Annotated in this window: 20 protein-coding genes and 1 other annotated feature; of the genes, 5 read left to right on the top strand and 15 right to left on the bottom strand. The window is 32.4% G+C overall.

The genetic code is table 11. The features are described from left to right. Positions 1-88: 88 nt before the first annotated feature. The gene (locus ACUL40_RS04830; RefSeq protein ID WP_000701758.1) at positions 89-1114 is read right to left on the bottom strand and encodes a homoserine dehydrogenase; all 1026 of its coding nucleotides are present in this window, start codon (positions 1112-1114) and stop codon (positions 89-91) included. Positions 1115-1201: 87 nt separating this feature from the next. Next, a complete protein-coding gene (locus ACUL40_RS04825; RefSeq protein WP_000517059.1) occupies positions 1202-2443 on the bottom strand; it encodes an esterase/lipase family protein in 1242 nt (413 codons plus the stop codon). A gap of 280 nt (positions 2444-2723) precedes the next feature. Between ACUL40_RS04825 and ACUL40_RS04820 the strand changes: the two genes are divergently transcribed. Next, positions 2724-3065, top strand: coding sequence for a DUF3914 domain-containing protein (locus ACUL40_RS04820; RefSeq protein ID WP_001165495.1), 342 nt, complete (start codon positions 2724-2726; stop codon positions 3063-3065). Between the two features lie 76 nt (positions 3066-3141). Here ACUL40_RS04820 and ACUL40_RS04815 read toward each other — a convergent pair whose 3' ends face one another. The 5 genes from ACUL40_RS04815 to abc-f form a co-directional block, all read right to left on the bottom strand. Further along, positions 3142-3810 (bottom strand): lipoprotein BA_5634 family protein, encoded by a 669-nt coding sequence (locus ACUL40_RS04815; protein ID WP_000831682.1) that lies wholly within the window; start codon positions 3808-3810, stop codon positions 3142-3144. A gap of 67 nt (positions 3811-3877) precedes the next feature. Further along, positions 3878-5809, bottom strand: coding sequence for an ABC transporter permease (locus tag ACUL40_RS04810; protein WP_048518997.1), 1932 nt, complete (start codon positions 5807-5809; stop codon positions 3878-3880). Beyond that, positions 5784-6554 (bottom strand): ABC transporter ATP-binding protein, encoded by a 771-nt coding sequence (locus ACUL40_RS04805; protein ID WP_000404284.1) that lies wholly within the window; start codon positions 6552-6554, stop codon positions 5784-5786. The genes ACUL40_RS04810 and ACUL40_RS04805 overlap by 26 nt, the downstream gene beginning before the upstream one ends. A 259-nt stretch (positions 6555-6813) precedes the next feature. Next, entirely contained in the window at positions 6814-7398 is a 585-nt protein-coding gene (locus tag ACUL40_RS04800; protein ID WP_000343079.1) for a GNAT family N-acetyltransferase, read from the bottom strand. Between the two features lie 20 nt (positions 7399-7418). Next, on the bottom strand, positions 7419-9047 hold the full coding sequence (abc-f, locus tag ACUL40_RS04795; RefSeq protein WP_048518996.1) for a ribosomal protection-like ABC-F family protein: 1629 nt from the start codon (positions 9045-9047) through the stop codon (positions 7419-7421). A 709-nt stretch (positions 9048-9756) separates the two neighbouring features. Between abc-f and ACUL40_RS04790 the strand changes: the two genes are divergently transcribed. Beyond that, complete coding sequence (locus ACUL40_RS04790; RefSeq protein WP_000376264.1) at positions 9757-10383, top strand: DUF6518 family protein; 627 nt, start codon at positions 9757-9759, stop codon at positions 10381-10383. Between the two features lie 244 nt (positions 10384-10627). Here ACUL40_RS04790 and ACUL40_RS04785 read toward each other — a convergent pair whose 3' ends face one another. The 3 genes from ACUL40_RS04785 to ACUL40_RS04775 all read right to left on the bottom strand — a co-directional run bounded on the left by ACUL40_RS04785 (position 10628) and on the right by ACUL40_RS04775 (position 13357). Continuing rightward, a complete protein-coding gene (locus tag ACUL40_RS04785; RefSeq protein WP_033686943.1) occupies positions 10628-11611 on the bottom strand; it encodes a sensor histidine kinase in 984 nt (327 codons plus the stop codon). Further along, positions 11608-12315, bottom strand: coding sequence for a response regulator transcription factor (locus ACUL40_RS04780; RefSeq protein WP_000238994.1), 708 nt, complete (start codon positions 12313-12315; stop codon positions 11608-11610). Before ACUL40_RS04780 ends, ACUL40_RS04785 begins: the two co-directional genes overlap by 4 nt. 127 nt (positions 12316-12442) lie before the next feature. Beyond that, positions 12443-13357: an acetamidase/formamidase family protein gene (locus ACUL40_RS04775; RefSeq protein ID WP_000285669.1), complete on the bottom strand. Its 915-nt coding sequence runs from the start codon at positions 13355-13357 to the stop codon at positions 12443-12445. A gap of 151 nt (positions 13358-13508) precedes the next feature. Here ACUL40_RS04775 and ACUL40_RS04770 point away from each other — a divergent pair, with 151 nt between their 5' ends. Continuing rightward, positions 13509-13937 (top strand): cell wall hydrolase, encoded by a 429-nt coding sequence (locus ACUL40_RS04770; RefSeq protein WP_001128402.1) that lies wholly within the window; start codon positions 13509-13511, stop codon positions 13935-13937. Between the two features lie 59 nt (positions 13938-13996). On the opposite strand, the gene lysS is transcribed toward ACUL40_RS04770, so the two are convergent. Further along, entirely contained in the window at positions 13997-15550 is a 1554-nt protein-coding gene (lysS, locus tag ACUL40_RS04765) for a lysine--tRNA ligase (RefSeq protein ID WP_048538119.1), read from the bottom strand. A gap of 81 nt (positions 15551-15631) precedes the next feature. After that, positions 15632-15888 (bottom strand) — a binding site (T-box leader). A gap of 69 nt (positions 15889-15957) precedes the next feature. Continuing rightward, positions 15958-16128 (bottom strand): DUF2197 domain-containing protein, encoded by a 171-nt coding sequence (locus ACUL40_RS04760; protein ID WP_000551042.1) that lies wholly within the window; start codon positions 16126-16128, stop codon positions 15958-15960. 142 nt (positions 16129-16270) lie between these two features. Between ACUL40_RS04760 and ACUL40_RS04755 the strand changes: the two genes are divergently transcribed. Both ACUL40_RS04755 and ACUL40_RS04750 read left to right on the top strand, forming a co-directional pair. After that, complete coding sequence (locus tag ACUL40_RS04755) at positions 16271-17173, top strand: SMP-30/gluconolactonase/LRE family protein (protein WP_000492433.1); 903 nt, start codon at positions 16271-16273, stop codon at positions 17171-17173. Beyond that, positions 17170-17871 carry a class I SAM-dependent methyltransferase gene (locus ACUL40_RS04750; protein WP_001079451.1) on the top strand — a complete coding sequence of 234 codons (702 nt, stop codon included), beginning with the start codon at positions 17170-17172 and terminating at the stop codon, positions 17869-17871. The genes ACUL40_RS04755 and ACUL40_RS04750 overlap by 4 nt, the downstream gene beginning before the upstream one ends. Before the next feature lie 252 nt (positions 17872-18123). Here the strand turns inward: ACUL40_RS04750 and ACUL40_RS04745 are convergent, their stop codons facing one another. From ACUL40_RS04745 to ACUL40_RS04735, 3 genes are all read right to left on the bottom strand, one after another. Further along, a complete protein-coding gene (locus ACUL40_RS04745; RefSeq protein WP_000397612.1) occupies positions 18124-18753 on the bottom strand; it encodes a class I SAM-dependent methyltransferase in 630 nt (209 codons plus the stop codon). 256 nt (positions 18754-19009) lie between these two features. After that, positions 19010-19507, bottom strand: a complete 498-nt coding sequence (locus tag ACUL40_RS04740; RefSeq protein ID WP_001021701.1) for a DUF421 domain-containing protein — start codon at positions 19505-19507, stop codon at positions 19010-19012. Between the two features lie 55 nt (positions 19508-19562). Beyond that, on the bottom strand, positions 19563-20420 hold the full coding sequence (locus ACUL40_RS04735) for an NAD-dependent epimerase/dehydratase family protein (protein ID WP_427260200.1): 858 nt from the start codon (positions 20418-20420) through the stop codon (positions 19563-19565). Between the last annotated feature and the right edge of the window lie 19 nt (positions 20421-20439).

Here is a 20439-nt window from a genome sequence, read left to right as displayed (position 1 = left end):
TTCTTACCCCCTGCAATCATTTTTGCATATTTATTTCATTCTCAAAAGGTCCACGGCATATGTATTTTTTATAAAGGGCGGTACGGTCTTACAAATCTTTTCGATATAAGTTTATTACATCTTTTAAAGCTGCAGCTGCAGCGCCTCTTGGATTAGAAGCCCCACCAATTGTAGTAACTTGTCCCATCGTATCTGTAAAGAACGTAATTCCTTTTTCGGTTCCATTTACTTTTGCTAACGGATGATCTTTTTCTATTTGGCACGGTTCAACATTTAAATTCACATTGCCTCCCTCATCCTTATATGTTGATGCTATTAATTTAATAATTTTATGTTGTTCCTTAGCATTTCGAATTTGCTGTTTTGTAACGTGCTCGATTCCTTTTATATGTATATCAGTAAGTGTTTTCTCTGTTTCTATTAAGCTGTTTGTCAAAAGTAACAATTTACACGCACTATCTGAACCACTTATATCTAATATAGGGTTTGTCTCAGCAATTCCTTTATTTTGTGCTTCTTTCAGTGCTTCTTCAAATGTCATATCTTCCTCATACATTTTCGTAAGAATATAATTAGTTGTTCCATTTAATATTCCTTCTATTTTTTCAATACTGCAACCGGCTAAACTAACTTGTCCAATATCTAGTGTCGGTAGTGCAGCGGCTGTTGCACCGCTATATCGAATTCGTATATTTGCGCCTTTTGCTGCTTCATTTATTTCTCTCCAGTTTGTAACGAGCGCACCTTTAGAAATTGCTACTATATCCATCTGTTTTTCAATCGCTTGTTTCATATATTGTTTCCCTGGATTTCCATCTTTAAGATTTGTAACTGTTGATTCTACCAATACAGTACCACTTATGCTAGTTGTTGCACGTTCCTTCGGATGATACTCTAAATATTTTTCAATTGCAGCGGTACCGCCACCATACATTAATAAATGATGAAGTGATAAGCCGTCTTCATTATGTATTGCAATATTTCTCCCTAATACGCCGCTTACAACTAATTGAATCCCATATGTTTCATATATATATGAATATTTTTCATTTAATAATTTTATAAACTCTCTACCTACTGTTCCGTATCCTGATAATACAACTTGAATTTTCATAATATCCCCCCATATTTTTCTACCAAATCCCTCTTTCAATATAATATAAAGCGCTCTCGAATTCCATCGAGAGCGCTTTATTATTACCTATTTCGGTAAACGTGATAGCTTTTCAGCAATTGTTCTATAAAACTCTTGAATGCTAGAAAAACCTAACGAGTCTGAAACACTTAACCCTATCATGTCGAGATGGTCCCAATTCGCTTTCGTTTCGATATGATTCCATTTTCCAATCTGTAATGACTCATTATTATTTACAGTAACATTAGAAGATGGTGCAATCATAGAATTTGTATTTACTACACCATCATTTTGCCACCAAGAAGTATCAACTAGCGGACGGTTTTCTTCATATCTCGCATAAGAACCTAAGAAAAATGCATTTCCCATTAACACTTTATTCATCGTTATATGAGGCAAATGTAAACCTGTTATAGGTGCTGCTTGTGATGCATGTCCACTATAGGATAAATAATACACATCTGGTTGCGTCTTTACCCAATTATTTAACTCCTTTGCACCATCTGTACTTAAATCCCATTGACTTATATCTTTTGTATTTTTCCAAAGTGAACTATTTAGAATACGATTACTATATTGGAAAAAGGACTCTCCAGCATTCTTCTTTATACCCCATTGATCCAATTTAAAATCATATAATGATAAATTATTGTTTCCTCCAAAGCTTGCAGCTGTAATGAGTAAATCTTTAACGAACGGCAGTAGAAGACTACCATCCGCAAGTGTTGTACCGTTGTGAGGGGTTGCTAATGTTGTAACACTATGAACGTATGATTTTCCGCCTTCAAATAGTGGTGATATTTTGGTGTCTGGGTGATTTTTCACATAATTCTTTTCTTCAAAACTACCTTCTTTTAATAGCTGTACTAATGTTCTAATCGTTTGTCCACCCATGCTATGTCCAACTAAATGAACTTTATTTGTTTCACTCCAATTCGGCGCAAAACCACTATAAGTTCTGCCAAAACGATTATGTCCATGTTTCTCAGCATGGACTGCACCATAATCTACTGTCCCACCGCTAATTTGTGCATACAATTCACATGCACGATCCCAGTTACTAGAAACAGGTCCAACAGCTGCGGTATGTACCGTATAACCATTTTGTTTCAAATCTTCCTGTATATCATGAACACCACCCCAATATTTTACGCCAAGCATTTCTTCTCTACCCCATCCAGCAAATCCATTCACCAATATGATAGGATAATTATTTTGTTGCCTCTCTTCAGCGTATGATATTTTCGCTGCGAATGAACATACGGTCACTAATGCAAAAAAACATATTTTTAAAAATAACTTCCCCATACTTTCTCCCCCCCTAATAAAACGTTTACATTTTTCTTTTTAAAAAATTAACAGAATAATTTAACAACTTAAACATAATGTAAAGTATTTTATATACGTTGTATATATAGAAAACATATAAAAATGTTGATAAATATTAATTCAAGTGAGTATTTACTTTTTACAATATAACTTGTAAATCTATTTATTTAGATTTATAATTAGATATAGTTTCCTCATGTTAAAAAGATTTAAAAACCATAAGAAAACTAATCTCATTGCTTGAAAAGGAGGAAAAATCATGCAAATCGGATCAAATATTCATACATTGTCTCAACCTACTAAAATAACTCCATCTAATCTTGAGCATAATACTATCTCTTCTACTAAACTTGAAAGTAAGAAAATAAGTGATCCTATCAAGTTTGATATTCGTTTATCTGAAAAAGAAATGAAACAGCCTGAGCATAAATTTAATGAATTAGATTTATGGAAGATGTTAAAGGATAAAGGTGTTCCCTTATGGATCATCCTTGAAATGCTACAAAAGGCTCGTAAAGAAAAAGAAGCCCAAAATAATTCAGTTCAAAATTCAAATGGGATTGAGGAAACAAACGAGACTCGATTAAATGAAGTAATGTAAAGCATAATAATTGATTTGTCTATAAACTAAAAAGAGTTCGAAGCTGATGAAATTTTTATCAACTCCGAACTCTTTTTTAAGGTTTTTCGCCAATCGTTACAAATTGAAAAGATACTTCTCCTTCCAAACCTTTAATTAGCTTTTTTACTTTGACATTTTCATTAACCATTGTATTATCTGTCGACATTTTAGGTCTTTCATCACCTAGAGATTTCTTTAATTGAAGAAGGTGCATTTTCGTTTCATTTGCTTTTATTTCCTTATATACGCTATTTTTTGCTACAATCACATACGATTGCGTTGGATATTTACGAGTGTTTCCTATCCAAGTGTCACTATCGTATGTAACAGGAATCTCATTTCCTTCTATTTTAATACTTTTCATATTCTTTTCGTCTTCATTTGTAAACAATAGTGATCCTTCTTTTGGGAATTTTGGTAACGTATCTAAAATATAATTGGAGCCATTACCTCGTTTATGAAAAATTTTTTCTTTAATCAGTGCTAGTGCTGTAGATTCATTTAAAATTAATACATGTCCATTTCCAACTTCACCTTTTTTCACAGAAAACACTTCATTTTCTTTCGTAATTTCCTTATAACGATTAATAATTGGTGAAATATTATTTTCATCTCCAATAATTAATACACCGTTTGCAGGAAATGAGTTATCCTTTTTAGAGCATGAACTAAAGCTTATTAAAAGTATTATAGTTAACATAAAAATAGTTAAAGTTCTTTTCATCACGGTTCCTTTCATAATTCATATCATTTTTTACATGCTTTTCTGTAATTTTATTAGTTGATATCCTTTATTGCTCCATAGTCTTATAAAGCTTTTGTAGGTAACGCCAACGAGTAATAAAGAAATATAAAACTTGTATACATATAAATGAAATTAAAATAAAAATCGAGCTATTTAAAATAGAAAAACTAACTAATTGTTGCAGTGCCGTATACGCTACTACAGTATGAATCACCGCAACAGCAATCGGTAAGAAGAACATTAATAATAACTGTCTCGTTACAACTTTTTTTAACTCTTGTTTACTTAATCCCATTTTCGAAATCATTTTATATTGTTGTTGATCACGGTCCAAATCAGTGTATAATCGGAAATAAATAAAACTAGCAGCAAATGTAAAGAAAACGATTCCGACTAAAACACTTGCCATAAGTAATAAACCATTCTTTTGCTTTGCCTCCAACAAGTTTAATGTTAAAGCTTCAAAGTAGAAATCACTGTCCCTAAGATCTTTATCGAATATACTTTTTAATTGATTTGAAATCTCTTTCGTTCTTATCCAATCATCTACAACAAATCCGTAAGTACGATGTTGAATATCTTCATCCTCTGGATTACTCGTCAGAGGAATTTCATCATACACATGATCTTGAACAGCAATATAAATACTACTAGAATCATGTGGTAAAACTAAATTCTCTACAGTTTTCTTCACACGAAATGTCTTTGTCCAATCTCCTTGAATGACTTCAATATTTTTTTTGTAGTCACCATTTTTAAATTCTTGCTTTTGTGACACCCTCCCAGGGATTAGTAAAATTTCATCTTCTTTTTCAATCGTTTCATGTTGGTACCCGAGTGCTCTCGTAAGTTCGTTATATTCACTTAATTTCAATACATTTACGTTACTTTCTGTAAATTTACTTGAAGATGAAGCCATTCGATACGGAATATTTGCATCCAAGAGATGTTTTTTTATAATAGAGAGATGTTTATCTACCAATTTGTTGTTTTCAGAGCTTTCATACAGAAATGTATATGGGTTTGTCATCCACACTAAATTTCTATTACCAATAGCAGCTGTTGTACCAATAGCTGTAAATGCAACTGCTGAAATAATAGATACAATAAAAAACATCGTTGCATTATCTTTCATACGGTAAATTAATTCAGAAAACGTTAATATATTTGTTCTTTTTAAAAAGAAAGATTCTCTCCTTTTAGCAAGATGTAATATATAAACGCTACACTGTGTATATAAAAAGTACGTTCCTATAATTACTAGTAAGACACCCATTCCAAGTGTAGTAAAACTGGAACTTGAAATAAAGCGAAATACTGAGAAATATCCATATCCTATACTAATTAAAGAAAGCAGTGATAATAAAATTGAAGATTTCGGTTCAGGTTTTGGTTTTTCCTCTGCTCGAATAAGTTCGACAAGTTCCGTTATTTTTACCATTTTAAATGTAAATAGTGAAACAATGAAAAATAAGAAAAGAAAAGTGATAATTGTTAATAATACAGCCTTCACTGGTGTATAAAAAGGCAAACCATTATTAATCATTAATACACTTGCGCTTATCAATAAAACTAGTTTAGAAAATATGAGTCCAATGAAAATCCCTATACAAATTGAACCAAGTCCAATCAACATATTTTCAATTAATAATAATTTCTTAAACTGTCTCATTGACATACCTTGCATCATTAATATGCCAAATTCTTTCTTACGAGTTTTTAAAAATGAACTAACTGAATATAAAATAAAGAAAAATGAAAATACAAAAATCAAACCTTGCGAAATTGTAAATCCCATCGTACCATATGCACTCATTGTTGCACTTGTTGATTTTAATTCCCCTTGTAAATCAGGATGAAATAATAAAAGAGCATACGTAAAGAAAACCATAATAGAAAATGTACTACTTAAAAAATGGGCAGCATATGTACGCTTATTACGAAAAATATTATTAAATGCGAACTGACGAAAAGTCATGCCTTTTCCCTCCTAACAAAGAAAGAACATCCATAATCTTTTGATAAAAGGCTTGTCTGCTTTCACCACAATAAATTTCGTTATATAGTTGACCATCTTTAATAAATACTACTCTACTGCAAAAACTCGCAGCATACGGATCATGTGTAACTAACATCATCGTTGCTTTTTCTTCTTTATTAAGAGTATCAAGCATCTCCATTACATCATTTGAAGATTTAGAGTCCAAGTTCCCTGTTGGTTCATCTGCAAGTAATAATTGCGGCTTATGAACGATCGCACGAGCGATTGCTGTTCTTTGAGCTTGTCCCCCTGATATTTCAAATGTTCTTTTATTCAAGATATCTGTAATATTTAACTTCTCTGCAATCTCTTCCAATCGCTTGTTCATTTCTTGCACGGAAACACCATCTAAAGTCATCGGCAATACGATGTTTTCTTTTACAGTAAGTGTGCTAAGAAGATTAAATGATTGAAAAACAAATCCTAATTGTTTTCTGCGGAATAACGCTAAATCTTCTGATGATAATTGGAAAGGATTTGTACCATTTATTAAAATTTCTCCCGATGATGGAGAATCAATAGTAGATACCATATTTAATAACGTTGTTTTTCCACTACCAGATGGCCCCATAATCCCTACAAATTCACCTTCTTGAATTGATAAATCAATATCAACTAATGCTTTATAAGGTACTTTCCCTTTATATACTTTACTAATACTTTTTGCATGTAAAATTTCCATGTATATTCTCCCTTCATTTGCACGTCTCATAACAGAGTGTAAATGAATTGTCTTACAGCTCATATTGATTCGTCTTTCATTTATCTTACACGCTTGTAAGATTTCTAAAAAAACTGATAATAAAACTATTTTCAAACTGAAATTAACGCATAACTATCTTATAATAATTGTATAGTAGCAGGAAATACAAAGTATATGAAACCTTTATTATATAAATGAGAAAAGACCGATTGCTTTATCGGTCTTTTACTACCCAACGTTATATTTTTATCCACTCAGATCTTCTCAATATATAATGATTATATATTTGATTTTCTATCCTCTGTTGGCTCTTATAAATAAACCCACATTTTTCAATAACTTTATTTGATGCTACATTGTTAATTAAAGCAATTGCGTTAAGGACATTTAAATTTGTTTCTTTAAACAAAAAGTCAATTAAACCTTTAGTCGCTTTTGTAGCATAGCCATGATTTTGATGTTCATTTGAGATAGCATACATTATCTCTCTGTTTGGTGAAGGGAGTTCTTCTTTCATACCTGTGCAGCACCATCCAATAAATTCATTTGTGGTTTTCTTAAATATTCCTAGTCTTAATATGTGATCATCTATGTTAGTCGTAGTTCTCACTGCATGAAGAAACGCTTTATTTTCTGGTATTTCATAATTTACAACCCAATTAACCCTTTGTTCTTTCGTCGATTTCCAGTCCGGTAAAAACTTTTCTATTTCCGGTTGATTGGATATGTTATAAATACTCTCTGCATCTTTGACCGTAAACTCTTGTAGGTATATATCTCCACAATCTATTTTAAATAACTTAGTGAATCTCTCTTCATCCATGTTAATCCCCCTTACTTACATTAAAGCTCCTTAATCTGCTTCGTAAGTTCCATAAACCGTTCATCCAGTGCTTTATATTCTTTGTCGTTAGAAGTTAAAAAGCTTAATTTCCCTAATACTTCTTGTCTCTCTGTTTCTAACGTTAAACGTAGCTCTTCAATATCATCTCTTGTTTTCGTAGGTTCTTCTAGCTGCTTTTGTATCGTATTGTTTGAAAACACGAGTTTTGTGTTAGTTGTTTTCTCCAGAAAATATCGATCGTGAGATACAATTACTAATGTTCCGTTATACTCAGCTAATGTATTTTCAAGTTGTTCACGTGAAGGTAGATCCAAGTGATTCGTCGGTTCGTCTAAAATGAGTACATCTTTTTCATCTAAAATATAAGCCATTAGCTTACATTTTACTCTTTCTCCCATACTCATATGCTCAATCAGCTCTTTCCATTGAGAAGCTTGGAACCCTAAATGTTTCATTAAATTTTGGACTTTTCCTCTTTCTTCAAACGTCTCTTTAAAAAATAAATTTTCTGGTGTTTTATCAAGCGGTAAATCAAAAACTTCTTGTGTTAAATAGCCGATGTTCGCAGATGGTGAAATCCATATTTCTCCTTCAGCAGTTTCCGTTCCCATAATCATCTTCAGTAATGTTGTTTTCCCACTACCGTTTGGTCCAACAATCGCAACTTTCTCACCGTGCTGAATTGTAAAATTAACGTTTTCAAATAATACTTTCCCATGAAAGTCTTTTTTTAATTGCTTCACTTCTAAAAAACGTTTTCCTACTTTTTTGTTCGCTTGAATAGAAAACTCAACTGAATACTCTTCTTTCACACGTTCTACTTTCGCTTTCTCCAGCTCTTTTTCAAGTCGTTTTCGTTTTGACTTCACTTGTGCATCCATTCGCTTCGCTTTTACACGATAGAATTCTTTCACACCTTCTTGTTTTGTAGACTGCGCGTGTGCCTTTTGTGACCATGAACTCAATTCTTTTATATGTGTTTCTACTTGTTCTATCTTTTTTTGCTGCTTTTCATATTCACGCTGCTGCGACTTTCTTTTTTGCTCACGTGCTTTCATGTAGCTCGTATAATTACCACTATGCTCAATTAATTTTTTGTCCTCAATTGACCATATTTTTGTTGCGACAACATCTAAAAAATATCGATCATGCGATACAACGATAACTGTACCTCTCATGTTTTTTATTTGTTTAATGAGAAATCCCGTACTGATCTCATCTAAATGATTTGTCGGTTCGTCTAATATTAAGACATTAGGATTTTCAGCAAATCCTTTTGCTAATCGAATTTTCAGCTTTTCACCACCACTTAAAGTATGAAAATCGTTCGTTGGCACGCCCCATTTCGCAAGAAGTTCTGCTTCTTTTGCAATTACATCATTACTAATAAAAGATTCTATTTCTTGCTCAACATATGCTGTTGTCATATTCATTTGCATCCATTCAACAGTACCTTTTGAAGGTTCAATCTTCCCATTTATTAATTGAAGTAACGTTGATTTACCAGCACCATTTTTACCGATTAATCCGATAACATCCCCTTGTTTTACTGTCACATTCATTTTCTCTAACAACATATTTTCTTTTATTTCAACATAAACATCATTTAATTTTAATAGTTCTTTCATAAATATCGATCCCTTTCATTAAGGGAGAATAAAAAAATCCTCCCAAATAAATTTGGCAGGATTAGTCATTACATTATTTATACCCAAATAAGCTATTGCGCAATATAAATAGCAATACCGTTGTATGGAAATTGGGCAGACTAATCCTATTTTTTAGAAATTGAAATTTATTGAATTTCAACATTTAAAAATAAGATTAGTTAATCATCGTCCACCCATCATTCCTTTCCATCGTTAATAACCATATTGTACCATACTAGTACTGTATGAGTAAATGCAATTATATGTGCTGTTAAAAAGATTGCTTTCTTTTAGGTTTATTTATCATTCCTTAACTTCATGTTGAATAAGCACAAATTACATTGATTGTAATACGTCCTTTAGATTTCCCCAGTAGTAAACTTCTAAGCACTCTCTCTTATATAAAGTGAAACTTTAATTAGTGGGGGTTTTCTTCATCCCCACTGATTATTAGTTGAACCAATCGGACTTTTATGGGCAGCCCGACCCCCACCTAATTTCTTTGCTTTCGCTGAATTTTGAGGTGGGGGTCTTACTGCCCATTAAAGCGGGATAAATTTTGTATAAAAACAAAATATTATTCATTACCCAACAATAAATTATTGTTTATCGATAATTTTTTATTGATTATCCCCTTGTAATAAGCTATTATATTTTTACAGAAAATATTAATGTAAGGATTGATTTTATGGACAGGACATTAAAAATCACAAAGTTAAATATGTTTTTAATGATTTTTCTCATCCCGATTATAGTAGGGATAATTGTTGGTATACTAACTAAATTGGGGCAAAGTATACTTCCTGGACATTGGAATTCATTAGCTAATCTAGGAAGCGTTTGGTTAGTTCCATCCTTTTTTGTGGCTAGCTTTAGTTATTCTAAGCGTACAGCTATACTTTCTGGTATCCTTGCACTATTCGGAATGGTATTAGGCTACTATGGTTATGCAATAGTTATTAAAAATATAGCTCACTCTATTTATTTTATATCTGTATGGATTGTATGTGCATGTATAGGAGGAACTATCTTTGGAATTGCAGGTTTTCTATGGAAAGATACTACAAATCCACTTCATAAATTCGGAAGCTCACTTATTAGTGGAGTTTTTGTAACAGATGGACTTCACATTCTTTTAAATTTTGAAGACTATAGTCACATGTTACCTGTTGGATATACCGAAGTCATAGTCGGGATTATCTTGATTCTTGTATTAGAACGCTCTAATGCTCATCGAATTTCTTCTTTCTTAATGATGATTCCTATCACTATTTTGGGATTAATTGGATATAAATTATTAAGTTTGTTTACTTAATTAAAATTCATAAAGCTAGCTCTTTTAAAGGGCGAGCTTTTTTCTTACAATAAACTATTTATATATTAATAAATTATTAAATTATTAAATCCCTCTCATTTAACAGCCTTATTTATTATTGTGTCATTACACATACTTACACGACCTTTTATTAGAATCATACCAGTCTTGTATATCATTTCATTTAATCCATATAAAGTAAGGCTAAAAAACTTATTTCAAAAGTTCTTTAGCCTGAGTCATTTTACACATTAAAAAATATAATACGTACAACGGTACCTTTACCAACTTCTGAATAGATTTCTACACTATGTCCTAATTGCTTCGTAATTTCATATACGAGATATAGCCCCATTCCAGTTGATTCTTTAAAATCTCTACCGTTTTCTCCTGTAAAGAAAGGTTTGAATACTCTTGGTAAATCTTGCTTCGGTATACCTACACCATTATCAGCAATTTCAAGTATAACATTATTACCTTCCTTACAAGCTTTCACTTTAATTTTCTCTCTACTACCTGATGAATATTTAATCGCATTCGATAGTATTTGTCCGATTAAAAATTGTAACCATTTCGCATCACTTTCTACAGTAATGTCCTTATCAATTTCAAGCTCTGGATATACAAAATTCCGGATAAAGAAACGTTTATGCTCATGTACCGAATCATTCACTATTTTATGTAGTTGTACTCTTTCTACATAAAAATCTTGTGTAAATGCTTCTAAACGTGCGACATACAGAGCCATTTCTAATCCCTTTTTTAATCGATCAGTTTCCTCATTTATACTTTCAAAACGTGAATCTACTTCATCCTGTGTAATTAATTCTATTACAGATAAAGGTGTTTTCATTTGATGAATCCACTGATTCATAAAGGTTAAATGGTCATTATTTTTTCTCTCTTGTATTTGCAGCTGATTTTGATAATGTCGATATTGCACCTCAAGTAGTTCTTGAAGAGCAGCCGATACAGCTGCAAAATCAGATTTTTGAACAGATTCATCCAAAGATTGCATCGGGTTTGCTAGGCGCTCATAAAAAGAACGATGTGTAAAATAACGAAACACTAAATAACTTCCCATAAAGAAAACACCTAGAAACATTGCATATAACGCCGTTGTAATATGATTATGCCCATCAAACCAATATACGAGAAATATAGCTAGTAGTTGAATTATGGTAAAGCAAATAAGTGGTATATGATCACGTATAAACAACCTTATCATTTTTCTATACCATTATCCCAAGTAATATGAAATCTATATCCAACACTACGAATCGTTTCAATCGCACCTTCTATATGCAACGTTTGTAACTTTTTACGCACACGTGTTGTATTTACACTTAATGTATTATCATCAACATAAGATTCACTATCCCATAATTTATTAAGTAACACTTCTCTACTCACAACACGCGGATAATTTTTCATTAATGTCTCTAATAAAATGGCTTCGTTTCTCGTTATATCAATCTCGTCATTTCTAAGTTTCAATACAAGTCTTTCGGGATATAAACAAAGACCTTGTTGTTCAATCATTCGTTCTTCTAATTTCGGTGCATAATCTCCATATGCACGTCTTAAATGACTACGAATTTTCGCCACTACAACTTCATAATGAAAAGGCTTCGGAATAAAATCATCGCCACCGTTTTCTAACGCCATAACTTGATCCATCGTGCCTTCACGGGCCGAAATGAATAGTATCGGACATGTTGAAACTCCCCGAATTTGACGACACCAAAAGTACCCATCAAAACTCGGTAAATTAATATCTAATAAAACTAACTCTGGTTGTTCTTCTAAAAAAATGTTTAATACATTTTGAAAGTCCGATACAATAACTCCTTGATAACCATATTTCGCAACATGTGTCGATAATAGTTCTGCAATTTTCATATCGTCTTCTACAATCATAATTTTGACCATTATTGAACTCCTTTTTAATCCACAATCTCAAATATACTTATATAAAATAAATACTACCTCTTTTCACAAAATCAGTAAATTAAAAAAAGGATGCTTTTATACAAAAGTATCCTTTTTCGTCCCTTATCTATTTAATATGAAATTTACTAAAAGTAAATCCTAGTTTCTCCACATAATCCATTCCTAGTTCCATACGCGCTGTTTTCAGCGGATCCACAACTTGGCAAACTTTTAAATTACCTACTGCCGATAATAAAAGCGTTGCATCAGCTTTAGACATTGCTAATTCTTCATGTAAAAATGTCACCATATTACGTACAGCACGATTTGCTGCATCATCTAACAATTTCTCTGAAGCAATCGTCATCATTTTTTCTTTTTGAATAGCCATTGGTAATGGCCATTGTTTTCCTTTTATAATTTGAACTGTTACCGTTACCTCACCAGCAACCTCTACACCACTAACACCAATTTCACCATCACCCATTGCTGCGTGTAAATCACCTAATGCTAATAGTGCTCCTGGGACATTAACTGGTAGTAGTAATGTTGTTCCTTCTTTAATTTCTTTACAGTCCATATTCCCGCCGTGATCATGCGGTGTGCCACATGAAATGCTCTCTTCTTTCGGTGCAGTACCAATTACTCCAATCATTGGATTAATCGGGATTTGTAGTTCACTTGAAAACAAAACATATTCATTATGTATTGGGACAATTTTCACTGTATTTTCATTTAACTCATCACCCATTACACCAAGGTTTGCACCTGTAGTTAAAACGCCCTGCTCTGCAATTTCAATTTTTTCAATCGTTACGACTAATATATCGCCAGGTTCTGCTCCTTTAACATATACAGGTCCAGTCGCTGGATTAATTCGGTTCCAATCTAATTCTTGTAACACAACATCTTCAGAATCGATTTGATTTTCAAAGCAATCATATGTTTCAAATACAAGACTGCTCCCAATTTCTACTTCCATACACGGCTTATTTTCTGGTGACATTGAGTAAATGATATGGTCTTTATGAATTCGATACATAATACCTCTCCCTTTTATATTTATCTACTATTACTAATTAGCTTTTTTTTATACAAGCTCCTCTTAAAATTAAATGTTATTTTTATGTAAAAAAGCACGCAGATTGTTTTATAACATACACTCTTTACTATAACAGAAAGGTGGTATCACTATGCCCCTTATTCCATACAACGAAAGTGATGTTGATTTACTAGCTCGATTAATTCGTGCTGAAGCTGAAGGCGAAGGTCGCCAAGGTGAGGAGTTAGTTGGATGCGTTGTAGTAAACCGTGTATTTTGTGATTGCTTAGATTTTAAACAACTCCGTACCGTACGAGACGCTGTATATCAAAGCCCCGGCGGATTTGAAGCAGTACAATATGGATATTTTTATCAACGCGCTCGTGAATCAGAAAAAGAAATCGCACGAAAAGTTTTACAAGGTCAATGGCGCTGGCCTGCACGATGGGCTCTTTGGTATTTCCGTCCAGTTGGAGCTTGTCCGCCTGAATGGTATAATCAGCCATTTGTAGGACAGTTTAAAAGCCATTGTTTTTATGAACCAAGTGGTGATGAATGTCCGAAAATGTATTCACGATAGTAAAATTTGCAACGCAAGTACTTAGAAATTTTGGTACTTGCGTTGCTTTTAACTGTGTTTTAGAAATCTAATAGTGTGATGAAATTTTCTATGCCTACTACATGTATTAATAATGGTATACGAGGACCATTTGATTGATTCATAATGAGCTTATATATAATAGTGAATAATTGTTTTTGATTTTCTTTCATTATTTTTTTATTTTCATGATGACAAATCGCATATAATTGCTCCATTAAGTTAGAGTAATCTTTATTAGAACGAAGTATTTTACAAACTTCTACTAGCCATTCTTTCTGCCTTTCATCTAATGTGTAGTAAAACTCTGCATTTTTCTCCTCATTTACCGCGATTAATTTTTCAAATTGAAAGTTTCTTATCCAATACTCTGCGCGATTACTTATCGCTCTCATTTCATCTAATGCATAGCTCCTATCTATTTTCTTTAATATCCCCTGTAAAATAGTTGAATCAAAATTTAATAATGGTAACGTTCCTGCTACTTGATTAAATTTCGGATATTCTTTAATCTCACTATCAACTCTAGAGATTTTAATTGCATCAAATAAATCTTCATTTTTGAGCGTTTTATTTTCATAACTATCTTTCAATCGCTCATACTCTGTATAATTACGAATCACATCTTCATCCAACCCAATATGAAAAGCAGCGCCTGGTTTGTATTTTGCAAACATAAAGAGAATTACTTCTGGTATATACACTTTCAATAAATTGCTTGGTGTAATACTATTCCCTGAAGAACTAGACATTTTTTCATGATTCCCTTTAATACCAATAAAATCGTAAGCAACGTAATGAGGCGCTTCTCGATTGAATATTTTCCTTGCAATTTCTTTTGATACATTATAACTACCCGTTTCTGATGAATGATCTCTACCGCCCGGTTCAAAAATAACATCCTCTATCATCCATCTCATCGGCCAATCGATTTTCCAGTTTAGTTTCATTTTATTTGTATTTAATACGGATAACTCTTTTTCATTTCCGCATTCACATTCATACCGGACTGTTTTTAATACTTCATCAAAATGTGTAATAGTTGTTGTATCTTTTCCGCATCTCTCACAATATAATGTAGCTGGATAAAAGCTCTCTCGTTCTTCTTCACTACACTCTCTAGTTTTAAAACCCATTAAAATATCATATATTTCTTTTCGTTTATACAAGGCCTCTAATATATTTTCGTTATACCTTCCGCTTCTATATTCATCATGTTGATAAATAAATTCTACTTCAATTCCAAATGCTTGAAGCGATTTTTCAAACTCTTTTTCAAAATGCTCCGCATACGAGTTATGACATCCATACGGATCTGGAATATCACAGTATGGCATACCAATATACTTTGCAAAAGATGGATCAATATTTTTTGGAACTTTTCTAAACCTATCATAATCATCCCACGAAAATATAAAACGAGTCTTTTTCCCTAAATCTTGAAGTGCTCTTACTACGAAATAAGTCGTTACGATTTCACGAAAGTTCCCAATATGAACAGAACCTGACGGACTAATTCCAGATGCACAAACAAACTTTTCTTTATTTGGATGTTTCCTAATTAATTCATGTGCTACTTCATACGCCCAATGCATATATTACTCACCTCAATTATTTTTTGTTTCTCATTTCCAGTTTTATGCAACAAAAAAACTCCCACCCCCAAGATTATTCATCTTGAGGACGAGAGTTGTTAGCTTCGCGGTACCACCTCAGTTTGTTAATATGTCACCATATTAACCTCTTCAGGTACGGCAAAATATGCTTATACCCTATCTCTATAACGGGAGAACCCGTCGCACCATCCCTAAATAAATTAGTTCCTTGCGCAGCTCCAAGTCTTTTTTCATTAAGATGTATACCGCTCTTTCTCAGCTACCAGAGCTCTCTGTACGTATTCTTTCTTAACTACTCTTCTCTTCTATGCCTTAAATATTAGTTTTTTAATATGATAATTTATAACACTTTTATTGTCAAACTTTTCCGAATCGAAATCGTAAAATTATCTAAAAAAATTCTTTATCGCTTCTAATTGAATTTTGTGGCTACACTCATCACAACAATATGCCCCTTTTGGTTTCTCTTTAAATCGCTTATATTTTTCACTGCCTTCGTAAACACGAAATATATTCTTACAAGAAAAGCAAACAATCTCATAAAACATCATATGCATTTTCCTCTCCTTGTTTATACACTTTTTTAATCACTTGAGAAGGTCATTTTTCTACAGTATAAATTTTAATATCCTTTGACTAAAAGGTTTACCTCTATTCTTATCGAATTATATTAATATCTTATAACGCGAGGTGAACATCTTGTTCAGTAATATAGAATTAGTTTTAGATGCTAAAGCAAGTTTAGCTGAAGGACCATGTTGGAATGGAAAAAAGCAACTTTTATATTGGGTTGATATTATGGAGAGAAAATTATGCATATATAATCCTACCGCTAATACGAACCGAGTAATTGTTCTCAATCAACAAATTGGCTGTGTTGTTCCATATTTAGAGGATGTACTACTCTTAGCTATGGAAAACGGCTTTTATTCTATTAATGTAAATACAGAAAAACTGACACATATTTTTGACCCTGAACCACATTTAATAGAAAATCGTTTCAATGATGGAAAATGTGATCCAGCTGGTCGTTTCTGGGCAGGTTCTACAGATACATACGGTATGAATGCTGCAGGTTCCTTGTATTGTTTACATCATAATTTAAGTGTAGAGAAAAAAGTTTCACATGTAAATACATCAAATGGAATTGCTTGGTCACCTGATCATACATACTTTTACTTTATAGATACACCTACTAAAAAAGTGGTTCGCTATCAATATAATATACGTACTGGAGACATTCATAATCCAAGTGATGTAATCAATTTCTCTGAAAATGATGGTCTACCTGATGGTATGACAATTGACGAAGAAGGTTGTTTATGGATTGCACATTGGGGAGGTTCAAAAATAACTAGATGGAATCCCTCTACTGGAGAACAAATATTAAGCATTCCAATTCCCGCGTTATATGTAACATCATGTACATTTGGTGGGCCTAATTTAACAGATTTATATGTTACAACAGCCAGAACAAGAATGAGTGATAACGAATTAAAAGAGTATCCACATGCTGGTGGTATTTTTCGAATTCAAACAAATGTTAAAGGCTGTCCCACCTATTCATTTTGCAATAAAAATATTGGAGCTGAAACAATGTGAACCGTATCGATTACATAAGACAAGAAGAAAAGAAATATCACGACCTTTGCTATGAACAATATAAACTGTTTGAAGCTGGCTCTTGGCTTTTCAAACCAGTTAAAACGGTTATGGACTTGATGAACCACTTTGACGGACAAAACAACTTGCAAGTACTTGACCTTGGCTCTGGCGTTGGGAGAAATAGCATTCCAATTGCAAAAAAAATAAAAAATACTAGCGGCACCGTTACATGTGTTGATTTACTTAATTCCGCTTTAACAAAGCTACAAATTTATAGCAAAGAACATGATGTATTCGAGGCTATAAAAACAGAAGAAGCAGCAATTGAAAACTATCATATTGACTCTAACGCTTATGATTATATCGTTTCAGTATCAAGTTTAGAACATGTCAGATCAGAAGAAGATTTTAAAAATGTACTCCACTCTATGAAAAGAGGTACAAAAAACGGCGGTATTAATTGTTTAATTATTAACTCTAACATACAAGAAATTGATTCAATAACGAATGAAGAATTAGAAGCTTTAATTGAAATTAATCTTTCAACCGAAGAAATGATAAGTACTTTAAAAAGCATTTATAAAGAATGGAAAGAACTAAAAGTTGAAATAAAAGAATTAGCTTATGATATTGTTCGAAATGAAAGACACATTCAATTAAAAACAAATGCTATATCGTTTGTAGTTCAGAAATAATCGTATAATAAAGATATGATTATTTCTCTCATATTTATTTTTATTGCACGAAATTTGCAACTATAAATATTTATGAAACAAAAAATAAAAGAGCACTTGTTTCCGCAAGTGCTCTTTTGGGGATTTTGAGATACCCTATTAACGAAAGTTAAGGTTACTTAAAGTTAAAAGGTATTTATATTATATGCTTGTCCTTTTTATTTGTGCATAATCAATATATAAACATCTTTAATCATTCTTAATAACTTTTAGTTATCGTTCTTTCTTACATTTTATCATTAAGAAATTGATTGAAGGTTTATTTGCCATGTTCTTATTTGGTTCATCAATTTCCGAAACTTGTACTAATCTATATTGATTAAAATCTTTTTTTATAGATTCAGAATCATAAAAGAACATTTTTACACCTTCCATTATCTCATAATAATCTTTATCCAACTGTTTTCCTTTTCCGTACATGGGAGCTTTTTTAGAAACAGTTGTAAAAACCATATATCCGCCTGGTTTTAACTGATTATAACAATCTTCAATAAATTTCTCTCTTTCCTGTTCATTCAACAAATGAAGAAGTGCATGACTAAATATCCCATCATACAGTTTATTATCAAAAGGCATTTCGTTTACTGAACCGTGATACATACTAACATCTTCTAGTCCGTTTTCTCTTGCTAAATCGATCGCTGTTTTCGAAATTTCAATACCTGTTACATTTATACCATTATCGATAAAAACCTTTGCATTTCTTCCATATCCAATACCCGGAACTAATATATTCTTAACGTTCTTTTCAAGAAAAAAATCTTTTGTCAAAATTGCAGATTCTGTAGGTTCAAATCCCCACATCGTTTGTTTTTCGATAAAACTTGATTCCCAAAATTCCATTATGTATCTATCTCCTTATTTTCAATCCATTTTTAGTATCACATGAAAAACTTATAAATTTTAACGCTGCGTCTACCTATGCCAAATTAGTTTTTTACCACATTCACTATAAGTCTATTGAATATAGCACAATTATAAGCCCATATCTATTATAATGATTGGTTTAAAATCCACCCTATTTTATTAATCCTTACGTTTGTAGAAAAATAAAAAAGCCAATACTTCCGTTATAGTATTGGCTTTTTCTCACGAGAAATTATCTTTTTATATTGTACCGATCTAATACTTTTTCTAACATTTCTAAAGTTATTGGTTGTGCTTCTTTTATTAATTGATAACCAATACGACCATTCGGTTCCGCTGTAACTTGCTGTAAACTCTTTACGTCATGAATCCCTTTTTCTCTTAATTGCATATAAAGTTGTTGTTCCGACATTTTTGCCTGCATCAAATTCTCTTTTACAATCTCTCCGTTTTCAACAATTATAATGCTACTTCCATTTAAAAATTGTTCCACCTTCCTTAATTTCAATTCAAAGAAATGAATGATAAGTAATATGCTTGCAAATATGATAGCCGCGAATATAGATGGGACTACTTTTCTACTTAATACAGGTTCTACAATAATACGGCCAATTGATACAACTATAATGATTTCAGCTCTGGTCATTTGGCTGACAGATGTACTACCTGTCATTTTCAAAACAATTATTCCAGTAAAAGTTAATATAATACTTTCCCAAATTATATTCATAATAACCCAATCCTTTAATGGTGTATTTTACTATCATTCCCATTAAAGGTGTGTTTTACTTACCTATTAAGTTGTTAAATCCTTCAGACCATGATGGAAATAAAGGTATCCAACCATACTCTTTACGTGCTTTATTATTGGAAGCTCCTCTTTCCCAACTATTTTTCCCATCTTGAACTTTAGGCTTAGGTGCCCCTATCGCTGCTGCATATATTGGTAACCATTCTTTACTAGTTGCTGGATAATTATCTACAATATTTACGATTCCTGAAGGCCAATTAAGGGATAGCATAGTAGCTCTTGCAGCATCTTCAACATGTATAAACGAGCTTATCCCGTCTGATGCGATAATTTCATTATTACGAACTTGATTTGCTATTAATCCGTTTTCCGCATACCATGTTCCTGGTCCGTATAATGTGCCGTAACGAAGTATAACCGATTCAGGTAACTCAGTAACAGCTTTTTCTAATTTCAATATGCCATTAACAGTGACTTGCCGAGGCATAGAAGCAGTAATATGTAGTGAGTCTTTTTCAGTCGCAAATGTATCCCCTGGTTCATACGCCCATGAAATACTTTGAGCGATTATTTTCTGTACCCCTACATTTTTAGCGGCATCGATAAGGTTACGAGTGCCTTTTGTTCTAATTTTTGCATTATCCTCAAAATTCCATGATGACAATGACGTTAATTGATGAATAACTACATCGGGATTTGTTTCTTCTAATACAGAAAATACAGCCTCTCTATTAAATACATCAGCTATTACTGGTATGGCACCCACCCTTTTCATTGCTTCTACTTGCGAAGTATTACGAATCATCGCAAACACCGTATGCCCATTTTTTATTAACATTGGCAATAAAGAACGTCCTATTACACCAGTTGCACCTGCTACAAATATTTTCATATATGTTCCTCCTCATTTA

This window comes from Bacillus sp. KNSH39 (assembly GCF_052656585.1).
This window is presented reverse-complemented; position numbering and strand designations above follow the sequence as displayed.

Excerpts from the sequence above, each read along its gene's own strand:
- ACUL40_RS04830 (WP_000701758.1), bottom strand. The coding sequence starts at position 1,114 with ATGAAAATTCAAGTTGTATTATCAGGATACGGAACAGTAGGTAGAGAG.
- ACUL40_RS04825 (WP_000517059.1), bottom strand. The coding sequence starts at position 2,443 with ATGGGGAAGTTATTTTTAAAAATATGTTTTTTTGCATTAGTGACCGTA.
- ACUL40_RS04820 (WP_001165495.1), top strand. The coding sequence starts at position 2,724 with ATGCAAATCGGATCAAATATTCATACATTGTCTCAACCTACTAAAATA.
- ACUL40_RS04815 (WP_000831682.1), bottom strand. The coding sequence starts at position 3,810 with ATGAAAAGAACTTTAACTATTTTTATGTTAACTATAATACTTTTAATA.
- ACUL40_RS04810 (WP_048518997.1), bottom strand. The coding sequence starts at position 5,809 with ATGACTTTTCGTCAGTTCGCATTTAATAATATTTTTCGTAATAAGCGT.
- ACUL40_RS04805 (WP_000404284.1), bottom strand. The coding sequence starts at position 6,554 with ATGGAAATTTTACATGCAAAAAGTATTAGTAAAGTATATAAAGGGAAA.
- ACUL40_RS04800 (WP_000343079.1), bottom strand. The coding sequence starts at position 7,398 with ATGGATGAAGAGAGATTCACTAAGTTATTTAAAATAGATTGTGGAGAT.
- abc-f (WP_048518996.1), bottom strand. The coding sequence starts at position 9,047 with ATGAAAGAACTATTAAAATTAAATGATGTTTATGTTGAAATAAAAGAA.
- ACUL40_RS04790 (WP_000376264.1), top strand. The coding sequence starts at position 9,757 with ATGGACAGGACATTAAAAATCACAAAGTTAAATATGTTTTTAATGATT.
- ACUL40_RS04785 (WP_033686943.1), bottom strand. The coding sequence starts at position 11,611 with ATGATAAGGTTGTTTATACGTGATCATATACCACTTATTTGCTTTACC.
- ACUL40_RS04780 (WP_000238994.1), bottom strand. The coding sequence starts at position 12,315 with ATGGTCAAAATTATGATTGTAGAAGACGATATGAAAATTGCAGAACTA.
- ACUL40_RS04775 (WP_000285669.1), bottom strand. The coding sequence starts at position 13,357 with ATGTATCGAATTCATAAAGACCATATCATTTACTCAATGTCACCAGAA.
- ACUL40_RS04770 (WP_001128402.1), top strand. The coding sequence starts at position 13,509 with ATGCCCCTTATTCCATACAACGAAAGTGATGTTGATTTACTAGCTCGA.
- lysS (WP_048538119.1), bottom strand. The coding sequence starts at position 15,550 with ATGCATTGGGCGTATGAAGTAGCACATGAATTAATTAGGAAACATCCA.
- ACUL40_RS04760 (WP_000551042.1), bottom strand. The coding sequence starts at position 16,128 with ATGCATATGATGTTTTATGAGATTGTTTGCTTTTCTTGTAAGAATATA.
- ACUL40_RS04745 (WP_000397612.1), bottom strand. The coding sequence starts at position 18,753 with ATGGAATTTTGGGAATCAAGTTTTATCGAAAAACAAACGATGTGGGGA.
- ACUL40_RS04740 (WP_001021701.1), bottom strand. The coding sequence starts at position 19,507 with ATGAATATAATTTGGGAAAGTATTATATTAACTTTTACTGGAATAATT.
- ACUL40_RS04735 (WP_427260200.1), bottom strand. The coding sequence starts at position 20,420 with ATGAAAATATTTGTAGCAGGTGCAACTGGTGTAATAGGACGTTCTTTA.